This is a genomic window from Clostridioides sp. ZZV14-6154, from assembly GCF_020657785.1.
Lineage (GTDB): Bacteria > Bacillota > Clostridia > Peptostreptococcales > Peptostreptococcaceae > Clostridioides.
Genome location: NZ_JAGWCY010000001.1, coordinates 1,129,296 through 1,146,921, shown reverse-complemented (window position 1 = coordinate 1,146,921; position 17,626 = coordinate 1,129,296). Strand labels below are relative to the sequence as shown.

Here is a 17,626-nt window from a genome sequence, read left to right as displayed (position 1 = left end):
TGGTAATATGAGATTTCATATAATGACGCTTTTCCCAGAAATATTTAATTCATACATGAATGAAAGTATAATGAAAAGAGCAGTTGAAAAAGGTATAATTGACGTGCATATATATAACATAAGAGATTTTTCTAATAATAAACATAAAAAAGTAGATGATTATCCATTTGGAGGAGGAGCTGGTATGGTGATGACTCCTCAACCTATATATGACACATATAAGCATATAATAAAAACCCATAATATAAACAATCCAAGAGTAATTTATTTAACTCCCAAAGGTAAGGTATACAATCAATCTATAGTCAAGGAGATGTCTATTGAAGAAGATATAATACTTCTATGCGGTCACTATGAAGGAATAGATGAAAGAATTATTGATTTAATAGTAACTGATGAAATTTCAATTGGAGATTATGTACTAACCGGAGGAGAACTGCCTGCACTTATAATGATAGATTCTATATCAAGGTTAATTCCAGGAGTATTAAATCAGGACGAGTCATTTGAAGAGGAGTCATTTAAAGATAATCTATTGGAGTATCCTCATTACACAAGACCTAGAGAGTTTGAAGAGTTAAAGGTACCAGAAGTGCTTTTATCAGGAAATCATAAAAAGATAGATGAGTGGAGACGAGAAGAATCTATAAGGATAACTAAGGAAAGACGATTAGACTTATATAAAAAATCTCAAGAAAAATAAAAACATATACAATAAAAACTTAATATACATGTATACAATAAAGTGGCTATAAATGGAATTAAAAATATAAAAGTGCTTGTAATAACTATAGAAGTATAGTATAATATAAAATGTTGAAAATACGGGCGTTCCTCTGTTTACACTGGTCGGGTAGTTAAGAACGTCTATGATATCTAGGAGGAAGAAAGATGAATGAAATGCTAAGAGCAATTGAGCAAGAACAATTAAAAAATGAAGTTCCTAATTTTGGACCTGGGGACACAGTTAAAGTACACGTTAGAATTATAGAAGGAAAAAGAGAAAGAATACAAATATTCGAAGGTGTAGTATTAAAGAGACAAGGTGGAGGAGCAAGAGAGACTTTTACAGTTAGAAAAATGTCTTTCAATGTTGGTGTAGAAAGAACTTTCCCAGTTCACTCTCCAAAAATAGAAAAAATAGAAGTAACTAGAAAAGGTAAAGTAAGAAGAGCTAAACTAAACTACTTAAGAGGTAGAGTAGGTAAAGCTGCTAAGATAAAAGAAGCTAGAAATAGATAATTAAAAACTTTACTTATAAATGGGGGGCTGATTTATCAGTCCTCTTTCTATTTTAATTGAAATCATAACAAATAATTAAATTGTAAGTAGATATGATTATTTGTTGAAAATATACTATTTATTGATAGATTTAGGAATTTTAAAATTGAAAATAAAATCAATAAATATTGGATTATATTTTGAAATAATACTAAAAATAAGAAGATAATATTATGTAAAGTATGATGTTAAAAGGGTGACAATGTAAGGTCTTAAGTAGATATATTTTTAAGTAAAATTAGGTAATAATAACATACTATTTTAAAGGAGTGATATATGTGTCAAATGAATATGAAGAGTATCTTATGGATAATAATCTACATATAAACTGGTATCCAGGTCATATGAAGAAAACAAAAGAATTAGTAAAAAATAACTTAAAACTAATTGATGTAGTGGTTGAACTTTTAGATGCTAGAATCCCATTTAGTAGCAAAAATCCAGATATAGATATGCTTGTAGGAGATAAGCCTAGGGTAGTTGTATTAAATAAAAGCGATATGGCAGATAGAGATAAGTTAAATCAATGGATTGAGTACTATAAAAAGAATAACATAAAAGCTATACCAGTAGATACACTAAAAGGTGTAGGTATAAATAAGATAGTGGAAGAATGTAAGAATGTAACTAGAGAAAAAATGAGTTCTTTAAAAGATAAAGGAAGAAAAGAAAGAGCTATAAGAATAATGATAGTTGGTGTACCAAATGTAGGTAAATCATCTCTTATAAACAAATTAACAGGTAGAAAAAGTACTCAGACAGGAGATAAGCCAGGAGTAACTAAAGGTAAGCAATGGGTTAGATTAAAGGGAAATCTTGAACTTTTAGATACACCTGGAATACTTTGGCCAAAGTTTGAAGACCAAGAAGTTGCCTTAAACTTAGCATTTAGTAGAGCTATAAAAGATGAGATTTTAGATGTTGAGACTTTAGCTTTAAGACTTATAGAAAAACTTATGATAATAGAGCCAGAAAAGTTGAAAGCTAGATATAAATTAGACTCTTTAGGAGAAACTCCAATTGAAACAATGGATATGATTGGCCACAAAAGAGGATTCATAACAGGTGGGAAAGAGCTTGATTATACACGTATAGCTACTACTGTTTTAAATGAATTTAGAGATGGAAAAATAGGTAATATAACACTAGAAGTACCAGAGAGTGTTAAAAGATAGATTTTAAAGCTAGGTTAAAAAATTAATATTATTAAGTAAAAAAAAGCCTTTTTAAAAAGGTTTTTTTTACTTTTCTGAAATATAGACAAAAACTGTCACATAAAAGTATAAATTAGATTAGAAAACTTTAAAAAATATTAATTTAAGACAAATACACCTAATTTTTTGAAAATTAAAATCAGTGTGATAATTTGCAATTTTGGCATATTGACTTGCTTGTTTCATATAATATATAATAAGCACAAATAAATACAATATATTAAAAATTTAATTTATTTAATTTTATTAATTTAATAATGAATTCTTATTGTTTTAGTTAATTTATTTATGCAAACGTGAACAACTGAGAAACTTTATTAATTTAATAAGGTTAAAAAGGGGGATTTTATAATGGGTAAGACCAAAGATATGATAGTATTTGGATTTGCATTATTCGCAATGTTCTTTGGAGCAGGTAACTTAATATTTCCACCATATTTGGGAATAATTACAGGTCCAGAATGGTTAATTGCCTTCTTAGGATTTACATTTGCCGATGCTGGTTTGGCACTTCTAGCAGTAATGGCTACAGCTAAATTCGATGGAAACGTAGTAGAAATGTTTAAAAGATGTGGTATGAAATTAGGGATTCTTATAGGTTGTGTAGATATTTTATGTATAGGGCCATTCTTAGCTATACCAAGAACAGGTGCAACAACTTATGAAATGGGTATGATGCCTTTATTTGGAAGCTCAATTCCAGTGTTATTATTCTGTATAGTTTATTTTGCGATATCATATGTATTAACAATAAGACCATCTAAGGTCGTAGATATAGTTGGACAATTTTTAACTCCAGCTCTTCTAATAGCTTTAGCATTCATAATTATAAAAGGTGTTGTATCTCCTCTTGGAGAGATAATAGATAAACCTATGATACCTAATGTATTTGCAGAAGGTATTGGTCAAGGTTACCAGACAATGGATGCATTTGCAGCAATAGCACTTGCATCAGTACTGATAGTATCCTTAAATGAAAAAGGATATACTAGTATTAGTGAAAAGTTAAAGATGATTGGTAAAGCAGGTGTTCTTGCTTGTGGTGGCTTAGCATTAGTTTATGGGGGATTATGTTTCCTTGGAGCAACTGTATCAACAATGTATGGAACAGATGCAGTACAATCACAAGTAATAGTAAATATAACACAAGGATTGCTTGGAAATGTTGGGAAAGCGATTTTAGCAATAGTGGTATCTCTAGCATGTTTAACTACATCTATAGGTCTTACATCTGCAACAGGGCAATATTTTTCTAGACTTACAAAAGGTAAGTTAAGTTATGAAAAAATAGTATTAGCCGTATCTGTATTTAGTGCAGTAGTAGCATCTTTTGGTGTTGGAACTATAATAAAGATAGCATCTCCTATACTAAGTATAGTTTATCCACCATCAATTGTTTTAATAATTTTAGCTTTCTTTAATGAAAAAATTAAGAATGATAATGTATACAAAGGAGCAGTATATATGTCACTGCTTGTAAGTATATTAACTGTTATATCTAGTTATGGAGTAAGCGTTCCAGTAGTAAATTCTCTACCTCTTGCTTCATTAGGATTTAACTGGGTAATTCCAGTTGTAATAGCTGGAATAATTGGTAACTTTATACCATCAAAGAGTCAATCTAATACACTTGGAACAAATTAAATCTTATTTAATTGAAATATAGATATTTATAAATAAGGAGAGTTATCTATAATAAATGAAACTATTTATATAGATAACTCTTTTTATTTTTTGAGTATATACTAATTCCTTGTATTTAATATAGTAAAATTAGATAAAAGTATTAAAAAAAGATATGTTTATTTTTTAACAATATTGAGTCTTTATAAAAGATATTTAAAAGAATATTACAAGTTAAGATATGTGTATTAGTTGACTTTTACAAAAATATTATATAAATAAAATTGTGACAATAATAAAATAATAAAATGAAATTTAAGGCATTTGAACGTATAAATAACTTATGTAAATTACTAAATTGTTTTCTAATTAGTTTATATTAAGATTATTCATTAAATTCTAAAAAATAAGTAGAATAACTTGAATACTAGCAACTGCAAAGTTTTAGTAAGTTGGAACTTATAATATAGTTTCTATGAAGAAAAATAAATCAATAAATCATAATAAAAAATTTTCAGAAAAAATGATTTGAAGGTACTCAAGTAAGTAAAAAGTTTATAAGTGTAGAATTGAAATTCAGTAAAATTAATAGTGAGTTTAGCAAAATAAATACAAAATACTACAAGAATTAACGTAAATAGAAGTTATGACAAAAGGAAAACGATTTTCTAAGTATCATAATTTTGAAAATTAAAAAAATTAAAAATCATATTGACTGCTTTTTTTTCAGATTATATAATAAACACAAAATATTTAAAATTTAAATTGAACTCAAAAGATTATACACAAATAAAAAGGAGAGTGATGCATACATTAATATTGTCTATAAAGCAATATAAATTGGAAATAATGCAAATAATTCAAAAAGTCGCACAATTAAGATGATTTAAAAGTTTTAATTTTGTCAAGAAAAATTAAATAAAAATAAAAAAAACAGCTATGTTTAAAGTATACATGTTAATTTTATTTAATTAAGAAAGTTGTACTAAATATTGCGAAGATTTTATAAATTATGAAACATAATTGACAAGTTTAAGTCAAAAATGTATAATTAAATAAAATCTCGTCAAAAGGTTTTCATTTAAGAAGAGATTGGACTTATTTTTTGGTAAAATGTAATAAAAAGTAGTAAAATTCAAATGGGGGTGCTTTAAATGGGTGAGAAACAAATCAAGTTTAAAGATGTAATTGTAATTGGATTTGCACTATTTGCAATGTTTTTTGGTGCTGGGAACTTAATATTCCCTCCATATCTAGGAGTTTTATCTGGAAGTAGCTGGCTAGTAGCTTTCATAGGATTCCTTTTCGCAGATGGTGGTTTGGCATTATTAGCAGTTATAGCAGCAACTAAGTTCAATGGAGACACATCAAAAATGTTTTCAAGAGCTGGTAAAGGATTAAGTATTGTACTAGGATGTGCAATGGTAATCTGTATAGGGCCACTTTTGGCAATACCTAGAACAGCAGCAACAACTTATGAAATGGGTATACTACCTACAATAGGTTCAGGAATAAGCCCAGTAATATTCTCTATAGTATTCTTTGCTATAGTATTGGTTTTAACAATAAGACCATCAAAAGTTGTAGATATAGTTGGATCAATTTTAACTCCAGCTTTACTTATAGCTTTAGCAGTATTGATAGTTAAAGGTATTGTATCTCCATTAGGAGACATAAGAGATGCTTCTTTAATACAAAATGTGTTTTCAGAAGGTATAACTCAAGGATATCAAACAATGGATGCATTAGCAGCTAGTGTATTTGCATCAATTATAATCATGTCAGTAATATCTAAAGGATATACAGGTGAAAAAGAAAAGATGAAAGCTACAGTAAGTGCAGGTGTTATAGCGGTAATAGGTATGGCACTAGTTTATGGTGGATTATGTTACCTTGGAGCAACTGTATCTGAAATATATGGACAAGATGTTCAACAAACAGCTTTAATAGTTTCAATAACAGCAGCATTACTTGGAAATACAGGTAAGATTCTATTGGCTATTATAGTTGCATTAGCATGTTTAACAACAGCTATAGGTCTTTCTTCAGCAGCAGGTCAGTATTTCTCAACACTTACAAATGGAAAATTAAAATATGAGCATATAGTTATAGTAGTTTGTGTGTTTAGTGCAATCATATCAAACTTTGGAGTAAGTACAATAATAAAATTCTCTTCTCCTATATTAAGTATGGTATATCCAGCAACTATAACTCTAGTTATACTAGCATTATTTAGTAATCAAATTAAAAATGACAATGTATTCAAATGCGCTGCATATATGGCATTGTTAGTAAGTGTATTAACAGTTGCAACAAGCTTTGGTGTAAATATTCCTCTAGTTAATAGCTTACCATTAGCTTCATTAGGATTTAACTGGGTAGTTCCAGTTTTAATAGCAGGAATAATAGGAAACTTTATTCCATCTCAAAGTAGTAAAGCTGTACAATAATAAAGAATAATTAATACATATAGGAATTGCCTTAAAGTGATTAAAATCATTTAGGAGGCAATTCCTTTTTGATATGTAAAACTTTATATGTAAATGAATATTAAATACAGTAGTTTAAAGATAGATTATTGTTAGGTTGAACTTTGTTATATATATTTACAAATAATATTTATGATATGTAACATATTTATATGTAAAATATAAAGAATTTATTGTTAATTTTAATGGTAAATAATGGAGTAAAAAATGATAAAATTTATAAAAAAATAAAGTATATAAGAGTATAATTACACTTTTATATACTTTTTTATATTATTTTTAAGTTTTTAATAGAAGATATTTAGAATATAGAAAGTTCATTTACTTAACTGAGAAAACTATAAAGCGTGTTATATTGAATATAAAATAGTATAATATATATTGTGTGAGATAATTAATATGAGAACATACAAATATAGAAAAAAGTTTGTTTAGAATTACAACTAATAGGTGTATTAATGTAATACTAATTTATTGGAGGTCTAAAAATGAAGTACATAATAAAGAGAGATGGGACAAAAGAACTTTTTAGTAAAAGTAAGATTGAAGATGCTGTCTATAAGGCTAGTATAAATAGTGAAGGTGGAGTAGACAGAGATTTAGCATATGATATATCTAGAAAAATCGCTAATGATTATAATTCTATGGAGGAATGCTTATCTGTAGAAGAAATCCAAGATATAGTGGAAGTATTACTTATGGAATCAAATAGAAAAGATATAGCAAAACACTACATATTATATAGAGAAAGACGTTCAGAAATAAGACATAAGGCTTGGGAGTTTGATGAATTACAAAAATCAATATGGAAAAATAAGTATAGACATAATGGAGAAAGTTTTGATGAATGGATAAAGAGAATTTCAAATAATAGTCCAAGGATATCAAAGTTAATAAGACAAAAGAGATTTTTATTTGCAGGTAGAATTTTAGCAAATAGAGGTTTACATAAAGAAGGTAAAAAAGTAACTTATTCTAATTGTTATGTGATAGAGCCACCAAAAGACAGTATAGAAGATATTTTTGACACCGCAAAAAAACTTGCTAGAACTTTTAGTTATGGTGGAGGGGTTGGAATTGATATTTCAAAATTAAGACCCAAAGGTGCAAAAGTAAATAATGCTGCAAAATATACAACTGGAGCAGTGTCTTTTATGGAACTTTATAGCATGACAACAGGTTTGATTGGTCAAAGAGGTAGAAGGGGAGCTCTTATGATTTCTATGGATGTAAATCATCCAGAAATAGAGGAATTTATAGATATAAAAACCGATTTGGAGAAGGTTACTAAAGCAAATATTTCTGTAAGAGTAACAGATGAGTTTATGCAAGCTGTAAAGGAAAAAAAATTGTATAATTGTACGTTTGAAGTTGAAACTACTGGAGAAAAAATAGTTAAGATAGTAAATGCATATGATTTGTTTAATAAGTTTGTTAAAAATAACTGGGATTATGCAGAACCAGGCATATTATTTTGGGATAAAATAAAAACATATAACCTTATGAGTGAAGATAAGGACTTTTGTTTTTCAGGGGTAAATCCTTGTGCAGAAGAGCCACTTCCAAGTGGAGGAAGCTGTTTGCTTGGCTCAATAAACTTATCAGAGTTTGTAATACAACCATTTGGGGAACATGCTACCTTTGATATTAATAAGTTAAAATCTTGTGTTAGAGAAGCTGTGGTAGCTTTAAATGATGTATTAGATGAGGGATTAAATTTACATCCATTACAAGAACAAAGGGATAGTGTCTACAAATATAGACAGATAGGCTTAGGTGTAATGGGTATTGCTGACATGCTTATAAAGATGGGGATAAGATATGGTTCTGATAAATCTTTAGAATTGTGTGATTTAATTGGTAAAACTATGCTTAACGAAGCTGTAAAACAATCAGCTTTAATTGCTAAAGAATACGGGACATTTAGTGAGTATAAATATGAAAATATTTCTAAATCTAGATTTTTTATAGAAAACTTAAATGATGATACTAAAGAGATGGTTAAAAAGTATGGGCTTAGAAACTCACAACTCTTAACTATACCTCCTACAGGTTCTATATCTACAATGATAGGTATTAGTGGAGGAATAGAACCTATATTTAATCTTTCATATATAAGAAAAACTGAAAGCTTACATGATGAAGATGTGTATTATAAAGTATATACTCCAATAGTTAAAGAATATATGGATAAAAAAGGTATTACAGATGAAGAATGTTTACCAGATTTTTTTGTTACTGCTATGAATATAGGATATGAAGAAAGAATAAATATGCAAAAAGTATGGCAAAAGTATATTGATGCTTCTATATCATCTACAATAAATATACCTTTTGAAACTACAATTGAAGATGTTTTTAACATATATGTTATGGCATGGCAAGCTGGTCTTAAGGGAGTGACAATATTTAGAGATGGATGCAAAAGGAGTGGAATCTTAATAAATGAAAAAAAAGAAGAAAATAATAAAGAAAATAACAAAAAAGAAGATAATAAAAAAGAATCTTATAAAAATAATAAAGAAGAAAAAGATAATAAAAAAGAAAAAGCCAAAGAATTAAAAAATAAAAATTTTGAAGAAGATGAAAAGTTTGTATGCCCTGAGTGTGGAAGTGAAGGAATTGCACACACAGGTGGATGTAGTATATGTTTAAAATGTGGATATAGTGGATGCAATTAAATTCTAAGTTAGTGGATTCTTAATATGTTTAAGACAATAATATTTTTACAGGTGAAAGATGAGGGGATAGTATGCAGAACAAAAGTGTGAGGGAGATTAAAGAAATAATTGAGACTTTAGAAGTTGAAAAGTATATGGAATATATAGAAATATTAAGAGTGGATGAAAGAAAATCTGTTCAAAGTCTCGCTATAAAGCTTGCCAAGAAGCTGGACAATATTAGAAAAGAAGCAGAAAGATTAGAAACTATAAATGTGTTTGAAAATGAAGGATATAGTAAAGGCTATTTATATATTGGAGGAATTGATGAAGCTGGAAGAGGACCACTTGCAGGTCCTGTTGTAGCTTCAGTTGTAGTGTTTAAGCAAAATACAAAAATAGAAGGCGTAAATGATTCTAAGAAACTAAGTGAAGCAAAAAGAGATGAGCTTTTTGAAGTAATAAAAAAAGAAGCATTAGATTATGGAATAGGGATAGTAAATAACGAAGAAATAGATGAATTTAACATATTAAATGCCACATATATGGCAATGAAAAAAGCAATAAATTGTTTAAAACAAACACCAGATTATTTACTTGTTGATGCAGCGACAATACCAGGAATTGATATAGTTCAAAATCCAATTATAAAAGGAGATTCAAAATCTATATCAATAGCAGCAGCAAGTATATTGGCGAAGGTTACTAGGGATAGTATAATGTATCAATATGATAGAGTATATCCAGAATATGGATTTAAATCTCATAAGGGATATGGAACAAAAGAACACTATGAAGCTATTGAAAAACATGGGATAACTCCTATACATAGAAAAAGCTTCTTGAAAAATATACTGTAAACATAATGTGATATAATATGTACGATATAAATTACTATAATTAATGGGGGATTAGAGATGGATTATAATGAACTATTAAAAAATGCTAGAGAAAATTTAAATGGAAGTTGTAAAGTTTGTAAAGTTTGTAATGGAGTTGTCTGTGCAGGTGAAGTACCTGGTATGGGAGGTAAAGGAAGTGGTTCTTCTTTTATAGAAAATAGTAAGAGCTTAGAAAAAGTAAAAGTAAATATGAGAGTAATACATGATGTTTCAAATCCTGATACATCTATAGAAATATTTGGTAAAAAAATGAGTGCTCCTATATTTGCAGCTCCAGTAACAGGAACTACTTTAAATATGGGTGGAAAAATAAATGAAAGAGATTACATAGAACCAGTAGTTGCAGGATGTGCCAATAGTGGTATCTATGCAATGGTTGGAGATACAGCAGTAGATGCATTTTTAATGGAAAATTTAGATGTAGTTAAAAAGTATAATGGTGCTGGAATTGTATTTATTAAACCTTGGGACAATGAAAATATTATAAAAAAGATAAGACTAGCTGAAGAAGCTGGAGCGTTTGCAGTTGGAGTTGATATAGATGCTTGTGGTTTAGTAACTTTATCGCTACATGGAAAACCAGTGCTTCCTAAAAATATTGAGCAAATAAAAGAACTAGTTAACTCTACTAAATTACCATTTATATTAAAGGGAATAATGACTGTAGAAGATGCATTAATGGCAGTTGAAGCAGGTGTAGATGCAATAGTTGTATCAAATCATGGAGGAAGAGTACTTGACTGTACACCAGGAGCATGTGAAGTTTTACCAAAGATTGCTGAGGCTGTTAAAGGTAAAGTTACAATACTTGCAGATGGTGGAGTTAGAACAGGATTGGATGTATTAAAAATGATAGGCCTAGGGGCAGATGCAGTATTAATAGGAAGACCTTTTGTAACAGCTTCATTTGGTGGAGCAACTGATGGTGTAGAAACTTATGTAAATAAACTTCAATCAGAATTAAGTGGTTCTATGATATTAACTGGATGTCAAACTATAAAAGATATTGATGGAAAAGTTATATACAAATAAATTTTTATACAAAAAAGAGGAAAAATCATTTTAATGTAGAATAATTGTACAAAGGGGGAATTTATATGAGTAAAAAAGCTTATGAAGAAGCCTTAGTAGAATTGGAAAAATTTATTGATGAAAGAAAACAAATAGTTAAAAGTGCGGAGGAATGTATTGATAAGTACATAGTTGACAGAACGCTACCTTTTGATTACAAAGATAAATGTGTGGAATGGCAACAAGAGTTACTGGACACTCTAGAAGCACAGATTTTAGAAGCAAATGAATTAAATGTATTATTAAAAGAAAAAAAGGAACTTGAGGAAGATTAGGTTTTGTTGACCAAGTGTAAATCAGTAATATGATTTACACTTGGTTTTTTTAGGAAATCTAAGGTAAAGTATGGTAATAAATATGATTAATCTAAAAAATAAAACCAGTCTTTAAGACTGGTTTAATTATTACTTTTCGGATTTAGAATATGTTTTTTCATTTCTTCCAATACGATTGTATAAGATTTACATTGAGCAGCAGCTAATTCCGACAAAGCAAATCTCTGAGCTTTATTTAGAAAGTCCTTATCTGTACTACATAATTGTTTTGAACAATCTTGTATCATAAGCATCTTAATTAATTTTACAATCTCAAAGACATCTCCTGAATGAAATTTATCATGGTATAATTTAAGCCGTTGCTTTCTATCAAAAATCCATATACCATCTATTTTATCAATTGATTGGATAAAATTATTAACTTCATTTTCGTTCATAATTGGACGTACACCAATCTTGTCAGCATTCAAAACGGGAATCGAAATTTTAAGAGTGCTATTGAAAATGACAGTTAATTCATAGTATTTCTGCATATGTTTATTTATTTCCTTTGTTACAATATCACTTACATAACAGGCTCCTTCTTTTGGATACATCACACTTTCACCAATATTATACATATGTTAGTTATACCTCCAAACTGAATTTTAGATATTGCAATTGGGGTACAATGCTTTAATTATCTAATAATTAATATTATATCATAAAACTATTGACAAGTCAAAGGTATTAATATATAATAATAAGTTTATCATCAAAGATAGATAAAACTGACTATAAAAATATAATATAAAATGATTTAAAATATTGAAATATTATGTTAGTATTGTATAAAATTATATACTAACTATATTTAGTAATTATTAGTTTTTTGCAAAATCTCTTAATTTAAAACTTCCAGCTGTTACAAATACTATTCCAATAAGTATTAGAACGATTACATTTATTAAGATACTATCATTGATTCTAAGGGCATTTATAGTCCAGTAAAAAGGTGTAAGCTTTGATAGATTAGTCATAAATGATAATTCACTCATTGATGGTATCAGACTAGATATAGATATAGCTAAACCTATTAAAGAATAAAATGTAGTTACAAGGCTTATAGAACTTTCATTTTTAAATACTCTAGCTATCCAAAATACAAATCCAGTGGAAACAAAACTATTTGCTAGTACAATCATTAATATATTTGGGGTTAATTTAAAATCTCCAACAAATGTAAGGCATCCAAGTATTACAGTGTATAAAATTGCTTGAATAAAAAATAACCCTAAGAGTATACTAAAAATTATTTTTATATCTTTATGTTTTGTAGAAATAAGTCTCCTTAAAACATTTGATTTTTTTAATGTAAATAAGTCAGAGGCAAGATACGCTGCGTTAATATACATAAAATAACATATTAAGAAAACTGTTAAAAATGAATCTGTGTTTTTATCAGGCTTATTATCAACTATACTTGTTTTAGTTAATTTTTCATCCATATTTTTATCTATTTTTGATTTTAAAGAATTATTGATAAAAGATTCTATTTCTGATTCTGCCCAAAGACTACCACCACCATTTTCAGTTTTGAAACATTTAACAGCAGGTCGTTTTAAGTTATCTATATCAGTTGAAAAGTTTTTGTCCAAAACAAATACTGCAGAAACTTTATTATTTTTTAGTAAGTTCATAGCCTTATCTTCTTCATTTAATCTAAATGTGTTTTCCTTTAGCTTTGAATTATTTATCAATTTATGTTCATATTTTCCTGAAGAGTTAGAGACAACTGCTACTGGAGAAAAATACATTGATTGATTGTCTGATTTACTAGAAAAAAGGTTAAGAGAAACAATTAATATAATAGGAATCATGACCATACTAGCTAAAAGAGAAGGATTTTTTATATATCTTTTTATATTTGCAAGAATTAGTCTAATCATTATTAAATCTCCCTCCATTTATATTTTTCTTTTACAATAGAGAGTATAATCAATATTGTAGAAATAATTAAGCATGTTACAATTAAATTACTTATTGAATTTAAAGTCTTGAAACTTTCATAATCACTATACAGAGTTCCTATTAAATAAGTTGGAGATAAACTTACAAACTTACTAAAAGCTTCACTTATCATGTTAAAAATACCTCCAAAAATTGTTTGTAAGAAAAGTAATATATAGACTATGAATGTACCATATTTTTTACTAAAAAAACTAGTTACAAAAGTAGATATAGAAGTCATAAAATATGATGATATAGCACATATTAAGGTTAATGTGGCAAGATTACCTTTAAATGTTATTCCAAGTATCCTAAAGAATAAAACATATAATAATAGAAATATAAATGAATAAATCCATAAACCTACAAAGTCGTAAATTAAAAACTGCACTCTAGTTATAGGCATAGAATAAAGTCTTTTTGAAAGCCCTTTTGATTCACTTATATAATTCGATAAAATATTATTCATTATAAAAATTATTACAAGGAATCCTAATGAAACTAAAGCAAAGTATTCATATGAGTTTTGTTCAGTATCACTTTTTATTATAGAATTGGCAATAGAACTCTTATTAAACAACTTAGAAAACTCTTCTGAACTTAGTTTTTGAGAATTATTTAAATATAATTTTTCATGATAAGTATTTAATATATTTTGAAGTAGTACTGCTATGTCATCTCTAGTTCCAAGTTTTTCTATACTTAAAGTATTTGATTTTTCCTTTAAAATATTGTTTTCGTATCCTTTAGGTATTGTAAGTTTTAAATCTGCATCAGAATAATCTTTCTGTATTTTTAATACAGAAGATAAATCATCTTTTAAATAATTTGTCAAATTATTTGATAATTTGGAGTTATCTTTATCATATACAACAATTGACATAGGTTCTGTTTTTATAGGATTTTGAAACATATCTTCTGTTACCATTCCAAGGAACCCAGCTAAAAGTAGAGGTAGAGCTAAGAAATATATCAAATTAAGCATGAATGAGCTTTTCAGACCTTTTAACATAGTTTTTACACTTATATATAATTTCATAAAATCACCCCCATTAGTCCCTTAAGTTTTTACCTGTTAGATTTAAGAATACATCTTCTAAACTAGGTTCTTCATAAGAGATACGTATTACTTTTGAATTGTTTTTGTCAACAGCAGAAAGTACATCTGTTAACTGAAAGTTTTTATCTACATCTAATGTTATTACTGAAGTATTTTCTAAAACAGATATAACACCTTTAATATTTTTTAAATCAAATATAAGTTGAGCATTTATATTTTTTATTTCCATAATTAATTTTGTATTTGTAGACACTATTGATTTTAGGTAATTATTATCCCCAAAAGCAACTTCTTTACCTTCATCCATAATAAAGATTTTAGAACAAAGATGTTCAACTTCTTCCATATAATGGGATGTATATATAATAGTAGTTTTTTGTTTTTCAGATATATCTTTTATAAAATTAAAAATGTGATTTCTTGATTGAGGGTCAACACCTACAGTTGGTTCATCTAATATTAATATTTTAGGATGATTTAAAAGTGCTATCCCAATATTTAATCTTCTTTGCATACCACCAGATAGTTTTTTTACTTTTTTCTTTTTAACTTCAGCTAGACCTGTAACTTCCAAGGCTTCATTGATTCTCTCTTGAAGCAACTTACCCTTTAATCCATAAAAAGCTCCAAAGTATTCTAAGTTATCAAAAGGAGTTAGTGTTTCCATAACTGCTAACTCTTGTGGAACTAATCCTATTATGGATTTTGCACTCATAGGATTTGCTGACAAATCTACACCATTTATTTGAATATTACCGCTATTTGGTAAAGTAAGATTGGTAATTATATTTATAAGTGTAGATTTACCAGCACCATTTGGACCAATAAGCCCAAATATTTCCCCCTTTTTAACAGAAAAACTAATGTTATCAAGTGCTAACTTATCATTAAATCTTTTTGTTATATTATTTACTTTAACTATATCCATAAAAATCCCTCCCAAAATGTTTTTGTGTAATTTAAAAATCTATAATATTATAATAAAGAATTATTAGGTGTATTTCTATTACTATAAGTCACTAAAAAAAGTGACTTAAGTCACTTTATAGTTTTAGCTTTATTATAAGTTAAGTTTTTGAAAATTTTGTTTATAGTTTAGACTTTTTATTGACATACTATATTACAATTTTAGTTTTGAAAGCAAATATAGCCAATTGAGTCCTATCTCTAAGCTCCAATTTGCCTAAAATATTAGTTATATTATTTTTTATGGTACCCTCAGATAAAAATAATTCTTGACTTATTTCTTTATTACTAAGTCCATGTGCAATTAATTTAATTATGGATATTTCTTTTTCAGTTAAATTATATATATTAGAAATATGCTCATGTTCAACAGTTTTTTCAGATGACATGATTTTTTCAGCTACATTTTTGTCAAGTACAACATTGCCAAAAAATGAAGAGCGTATCCCCTCATGCAATACTTCATCAGAGCTGTCTTTTAGAAGGTAACCTGAAGCTCCAAACTTCATTGCATCTTTTATATACTCATCATCATTAAAGGTAGTTAAAATTAATAGTGCTATTGACTCATCATATTCTTTTATAAGTCTTGTGCCTAAAACACCATCACAAATATTCATTCTAATGTCCATAAGAACAACATCTACATCATTTGACTTACAAAATTCTAAAGCCTCATATCCATTAGAGGCATCTCCAATTATCTCCAAATCATCATAAGATGACAATATAATCTTAAGACCTTTCCTAATTAATTTTTCATCATCAACTATAAGAACTTTAATTTTACTCAAAAAAATCACCCCCTAAAAATTTGGGAAAAGAAGCTCTAATTGTAAATCCATCATTGTGATTATCAAATTCAACTTTTCCATTTAGTTCATATATTCTTTCGCTAATACTGTTAATTCCATTTCCTTTTTTTATATTTTCACATCCTATACCATTATCACTAATCGTAATTATAAGATTTGAAGGATTAAATGTTATAAAAATTTTGATTTCACTTGCTTTTCCATGTCTTGATGCATTGGAAAGCGATTCTTGAATAAGTCTATATAAAGCTATAGACTGAGCTCTAGATAGGCTCCAAGTGTTTCTTGATATAGTTAGTCTTACATTAATATTTGTAAGCTTAATAAAGCTTTTAATTAGTTCTTTAATTTTAAACAAATTTTGATAATTTTCATATTCAATAGGCTTTAACTCAGAGATAGCTCTTCTAACATCTTGAAAACTTTCATTTACGAATTCTCTAAGTTCATGTACTAAATCAGATACTTCGGGCTTATCATTTAAGAGCTTTTCTATGGCACTTAACTGTATTATTGTTGTAGAAAGAGAATGTCCAACACTATCGTGTATTTCTCTAGATATTCGGTTTCTCTCTTTTAAAATGGCTAGTTCTTCTATAGAACTTGCATAAATTTCTAAATCAGAATTAGATTTTTTTAATTTATCTTTAGAAATTCTAAGTTTATCATAAAGGCTTTGATTGTATAGTTTAGATATATTTTCACTTTCTATATATATAGAAAGTATAGATATAATCAATAATATTGAACTTGATTCCAAAGCTAGATACAAGTTTTTATCTAAACTAATAATAAAGGAAGATACTATAATGAAAAACAATAATATGTATTTGTATTTTTCATTTATAAAAAATGATATGTCCAAAATTAAAGGAACAAAGTAAAGTGAATTAAAAGTCTTTGTATAATTATACAATATAAAAATTAAGATAAGCTCTAAAAAATAAGAAATAAGTACAATTCTATTCTTGTTTGATAAAGAAAAAAATCTGACTTGATTATTTATTATAATTAGAAATAATATTATTATTGTCATAATTGAATACATTGTATTTTCAGCATTGTTTAGATAACTTACAATCAATATAAATAGGGATAAATATCGTATAAAAGTAACTAATTTTTTTCTGTTCATTAAAAACATTCCTCCATAAAAATAAACTTTCCTTATGAAAACTAGAATAATATCATAAAAGAATAAAGTCAATAGAGGTATCTATTAATATTAATGAAAATAAAATCAATCTAAAAAATTTGAATAGTTAAATTGTATACTGACCA

Annotated in this window: 15 protein-coding genes; 9 read left to right on the top strand and 6 right to left on the bottom strand. The window is 27.4% G+C overall.

Annotated elements, in window-relative coordinates:
• Positions 1 to 7 precede the first annotated feature (7 nt).
• The 9 genes from trmD (at position 8) to KGF45_RS05555 (ending at position 11,515) form a co-directional block, all read left to right on the top strand.
• Positions 8 to 703, top strand: a complete 696-nt coding sequence (gene trmD, locus KGF45_RS05595) for a tRNA (guanosine(37)-N1)-methyltransferase TrmD (protein ID WP_227827152.1) — start codon at positions 8 to 10, stop codon at positions 701 to 703.
• A 188-nt stretch (positions 704 to 891) separates the two neighbouring features.
• On the top strand, positions 892 to 1,242 hold the full coding sequence (gene rplS, locus KGF45_RS05590) for a 50S ribosomal protein L19 (protein ID WP_227434167.1): 351 nt from the start codon (positions 892 to 894) through the stop codon (positions 1,240 to 1,242).
• A 317-nt stretch (positions 1,243 to 1,559) separates the two neighbouring features.
• Positions 1,560 to 2,456, top strand: coding sequence for a ribosome biogenesis GTPase YlqF (ylqF, locus tag KGF45_RS05585; protein ID WP_227827153.1), 897 nt, complete (start codon positions 1,560 to 1,562; stop codon positions 2,454 to 2,456).
• 390 nt (positions 2,457 to 2,846) lie between these two features.
• Positions 2,847 to 4,139 (top strand): branched-chain amino acid transport system II carrier protein, encoded by a 1,293-nt coding sequence (gene brnQ, locus KGF45_RS05580; RefSeq protein ID WP_227827154.1) that lies wholly within the window; start codon positions 2,847 to 2,849, stop codon positions 4,137 to 4,139.
• A 1,133-nt stretch (positions 4,140 to 5,272) separates the two neighbouring features.
• Positions 5,273 to 6,568 carry a branched-chain amino acid transport system II carrier protein gene (brnQ, locus tag KGF45_RS05575; RefSeq protein ID WP_227827155.1) on the top strand — a complete coding sequence of 432 codons (1,296 nt, stop codon included), beginning with the start codon at positions 5,273 to 5,275 and terminating at the stop codon, positions 6,566 to 6,568.
• A 527-nt stretch (positions 6,569 to 7,095) separates the two neighbouring features.
• Positions 7,096 to 9,288, top strand: coding sequence for an adenosylcobalamin-dependent ribonucleoside-diphosphate reductase (locus tag KGF45_RS05570; RefSeq protein ID WP_227841974.1), 2,193 nt, complete (start codon positions 7,096 to 7,098; stop codon positions 9,286 to 9,288).
• 71 nt (positions 9,289 to 9,359) lie between these two features.
• Positions 9,360 to 10,127 (top strand): ribonuclease HII, encoded by a 768-nt coding sequence (locus KGF45_RS05565; protein ID WP_227841973.1) that lies wholly within the window; start codon positions 9,360 to 9,362, stop codon positions 10,125 to 10,127.
• Positions 10,128 to 10,184: 57 nt separating this feature from the next.
• Positions 10,185 to 11,201, top strand: a complete 1,017-nt coding sequence (locus KGF45_RS05560) for an alpha-hydroxy-acid oxidizing protein (protein ID WP_227827158.1) — start codon at positions 10,185 to 10,187, stop codon at positions 11,199 to 11,201.
• A 65-nt stretch (positions 11,202 to 11,266) separates the two neighbouring features.
• Positions 11,267 to 11,515 carry a hypothetical protein gene (locus KGF45_RS05555; RefSeq protein ID WP_227827159.1) on the top strand — a complete coding sequence of 83 codons (249 nt, stop codon included), beginning with the start codon at positions 11,267 to 11,269 and terminating at the stop codon, positions 11,513 to 11,515.
• A gap of 122 nt (positions 11,516 to 11,637) precedes the next feature.
• On the opposite strand, the gene KGF45_RS05550 is transcribed toward KGF45_RS05555, so the two are convergent.
• The 6 genes from KGF45_RS05550 to KGF45_RS05525 form a co-directional block, all read right to left on the bottom strand.
• Positions 11,638 to 12,135, bottom strand: coding sequence for a CarD family transcriptional regulator (locus KGF45_RS05550; protein WP_227827160.1), 498 nt, complete (start codon positions 12,133 to 12,135; stop codon positions 11,638 to 11,640).
• Positions 12,136 to 12,378: 243 nt separating this feature from the next.
• Positions 12,379 to 13,443: an ABC transporter permease gene (locus tag KGF45_RS05545; RefSeq protein ID WP_227827161.1), complete on the bottom strand. Its 1,065-nt coding sequence runs from the start codon at positions 13,441 to 13,443 to the stop codon at positions 12,379 to 12,381.
• 2 nt (positions 13,444 to 13,445) lie between these two features.
• A complete protein-coding gene (locus KGF45_RS05540) occupies positions 13,446 to 14,543 on the bottom strand; it encodes an ABC transporter permease (protein ID WP_227827162.1) in 1,098 nt (365 codons plus the stop codon).
• 13 nt (positions 14,544 to 14,556) lie between these two features.
• Positions 14,557 to 15,492, bottom strand: a complete 936-nt coding sequence (locus KGF45_RS05535) for an ATP-binding cassette domain-containing protein (RefSeq protein ID WP_227827163.1) — start codon at positions 15,490 to 15,492, stop codon at positions 14,557 to 14,559.
• Between the two features lie 187 nt (positions 15,493 to 15,679).
• Positions 15,680 to 16,324, bottom strand: coding sequence for a response regulator transcription factor (locus KGF45_RS05530; protein ID WP_227827164.1), 645 nt, complete (start codon positions 16,322 to 16,324; stop codon positions 15,680 to 15,682).
• Complete coding sequence (locus KGF45_RS05525) at positions 16,317 to 17,480, bottom strand: sensor histidine kinase (protein ID WP_227827165.1); 1,164 nt, start codon at positions 17,478 to 17,480, stop codon at positions 16,317 to 16,319. Before KGF45_RS05525 ends, KGF45_RS05530 begins: the two co-directional genes overlap by 8 nt.
• Positions 17,481 to 17,626 lie beyond the last annotated feature (146 nt).

Bases quoted from the DNA above. Each gene is read 5' to 3' on its own strand.
- KGF45_RS05550 (WP_227827160.1), bottom strand. From the start codon at position 12,135: ATGTATAATATTGGTGAAAGTGTGATGTATCCAAAAGAAGGAGCCTGT.
- KGF45_RS05560 (WP_227827158.1), top strand. From the start codon at position 10,185: ATGGATTATAATGAACTATTAAAAAATGCTAGAGAAAATTTAAATGGA.
- brnQ (WP_227827154.1), top strand. From the start codon at position 2,847: ATGGGTAAGACCAAAGATATGATAGTATTTGGATTTGCATTATTCGCA.
- KGF45_RS05535 (WP_227827163.1), bottom strand. From the start codon at position 15,492: ATGGATATAGTTAAAGTAAATAATATAACAAAAAGATTTAATGATAAG.
- KGF45_RS05565 (WP_227841973.1), top strand. From the start codon at position 9,360: ATGCAGAACAAAAGTGTGAGGGAGATTAAAGAAATAATTGAGACTTTA.
- KGF45_RS05555 (WP_227827159.1), top strand. From the start codon at position 11,267: ATGAGTAAAAAAGCTTATGAAGAAGCCTTAGTAGAATTGGAAAAATTT.
- KGF45_RS05570 (WP_227841974.1), top strand. From the start codon at position 7,096: ATGAAGTACATAATAAAGAGAGATGGGACAAAAGAACTTTTTAGTAAA.
- KGF45_RS05545 (WP_227827161.1), bottom strand. From the start codon at position 13,443: ATGATTAGACTAATTCTTGCAAATATAAAAAGATATATAAAAAATCCT.
- KGF45_RS05525 (WP_227827165.1), bottom strand. From the start codon at position 17,480: ATGAACAGAAAAAAATTAGTTACTTTTATACGATATTTATCCCTATTT.
- rplS (WP_227434167.1), top strand. From the start codon at position 892: ATGAATGAAATGCTAAGAGCAATTGAGCAAGAACAATTAAAAAATGAA.
- KGF45_RS05540 (WP_227827162.1), bottom strand. From the start codon at position 14,543: ATGAAATTATATATAAGTGTAAAAACTATGTTAAAAGGTCTGAAAAGC.
- trmD (WP_227827152.1), top strand. From the start codon at position 8: ATGAGATTTCATATAATGACGCTTTTCCCAGAAATATTTAATTCATAC.
- brnQ (WP_227827155.1), top strand. From the start codon at position 5,273: ATGGGTGAGAAACAAATCAAGTTTAAAGATGTAATTGTAATTGGATTT.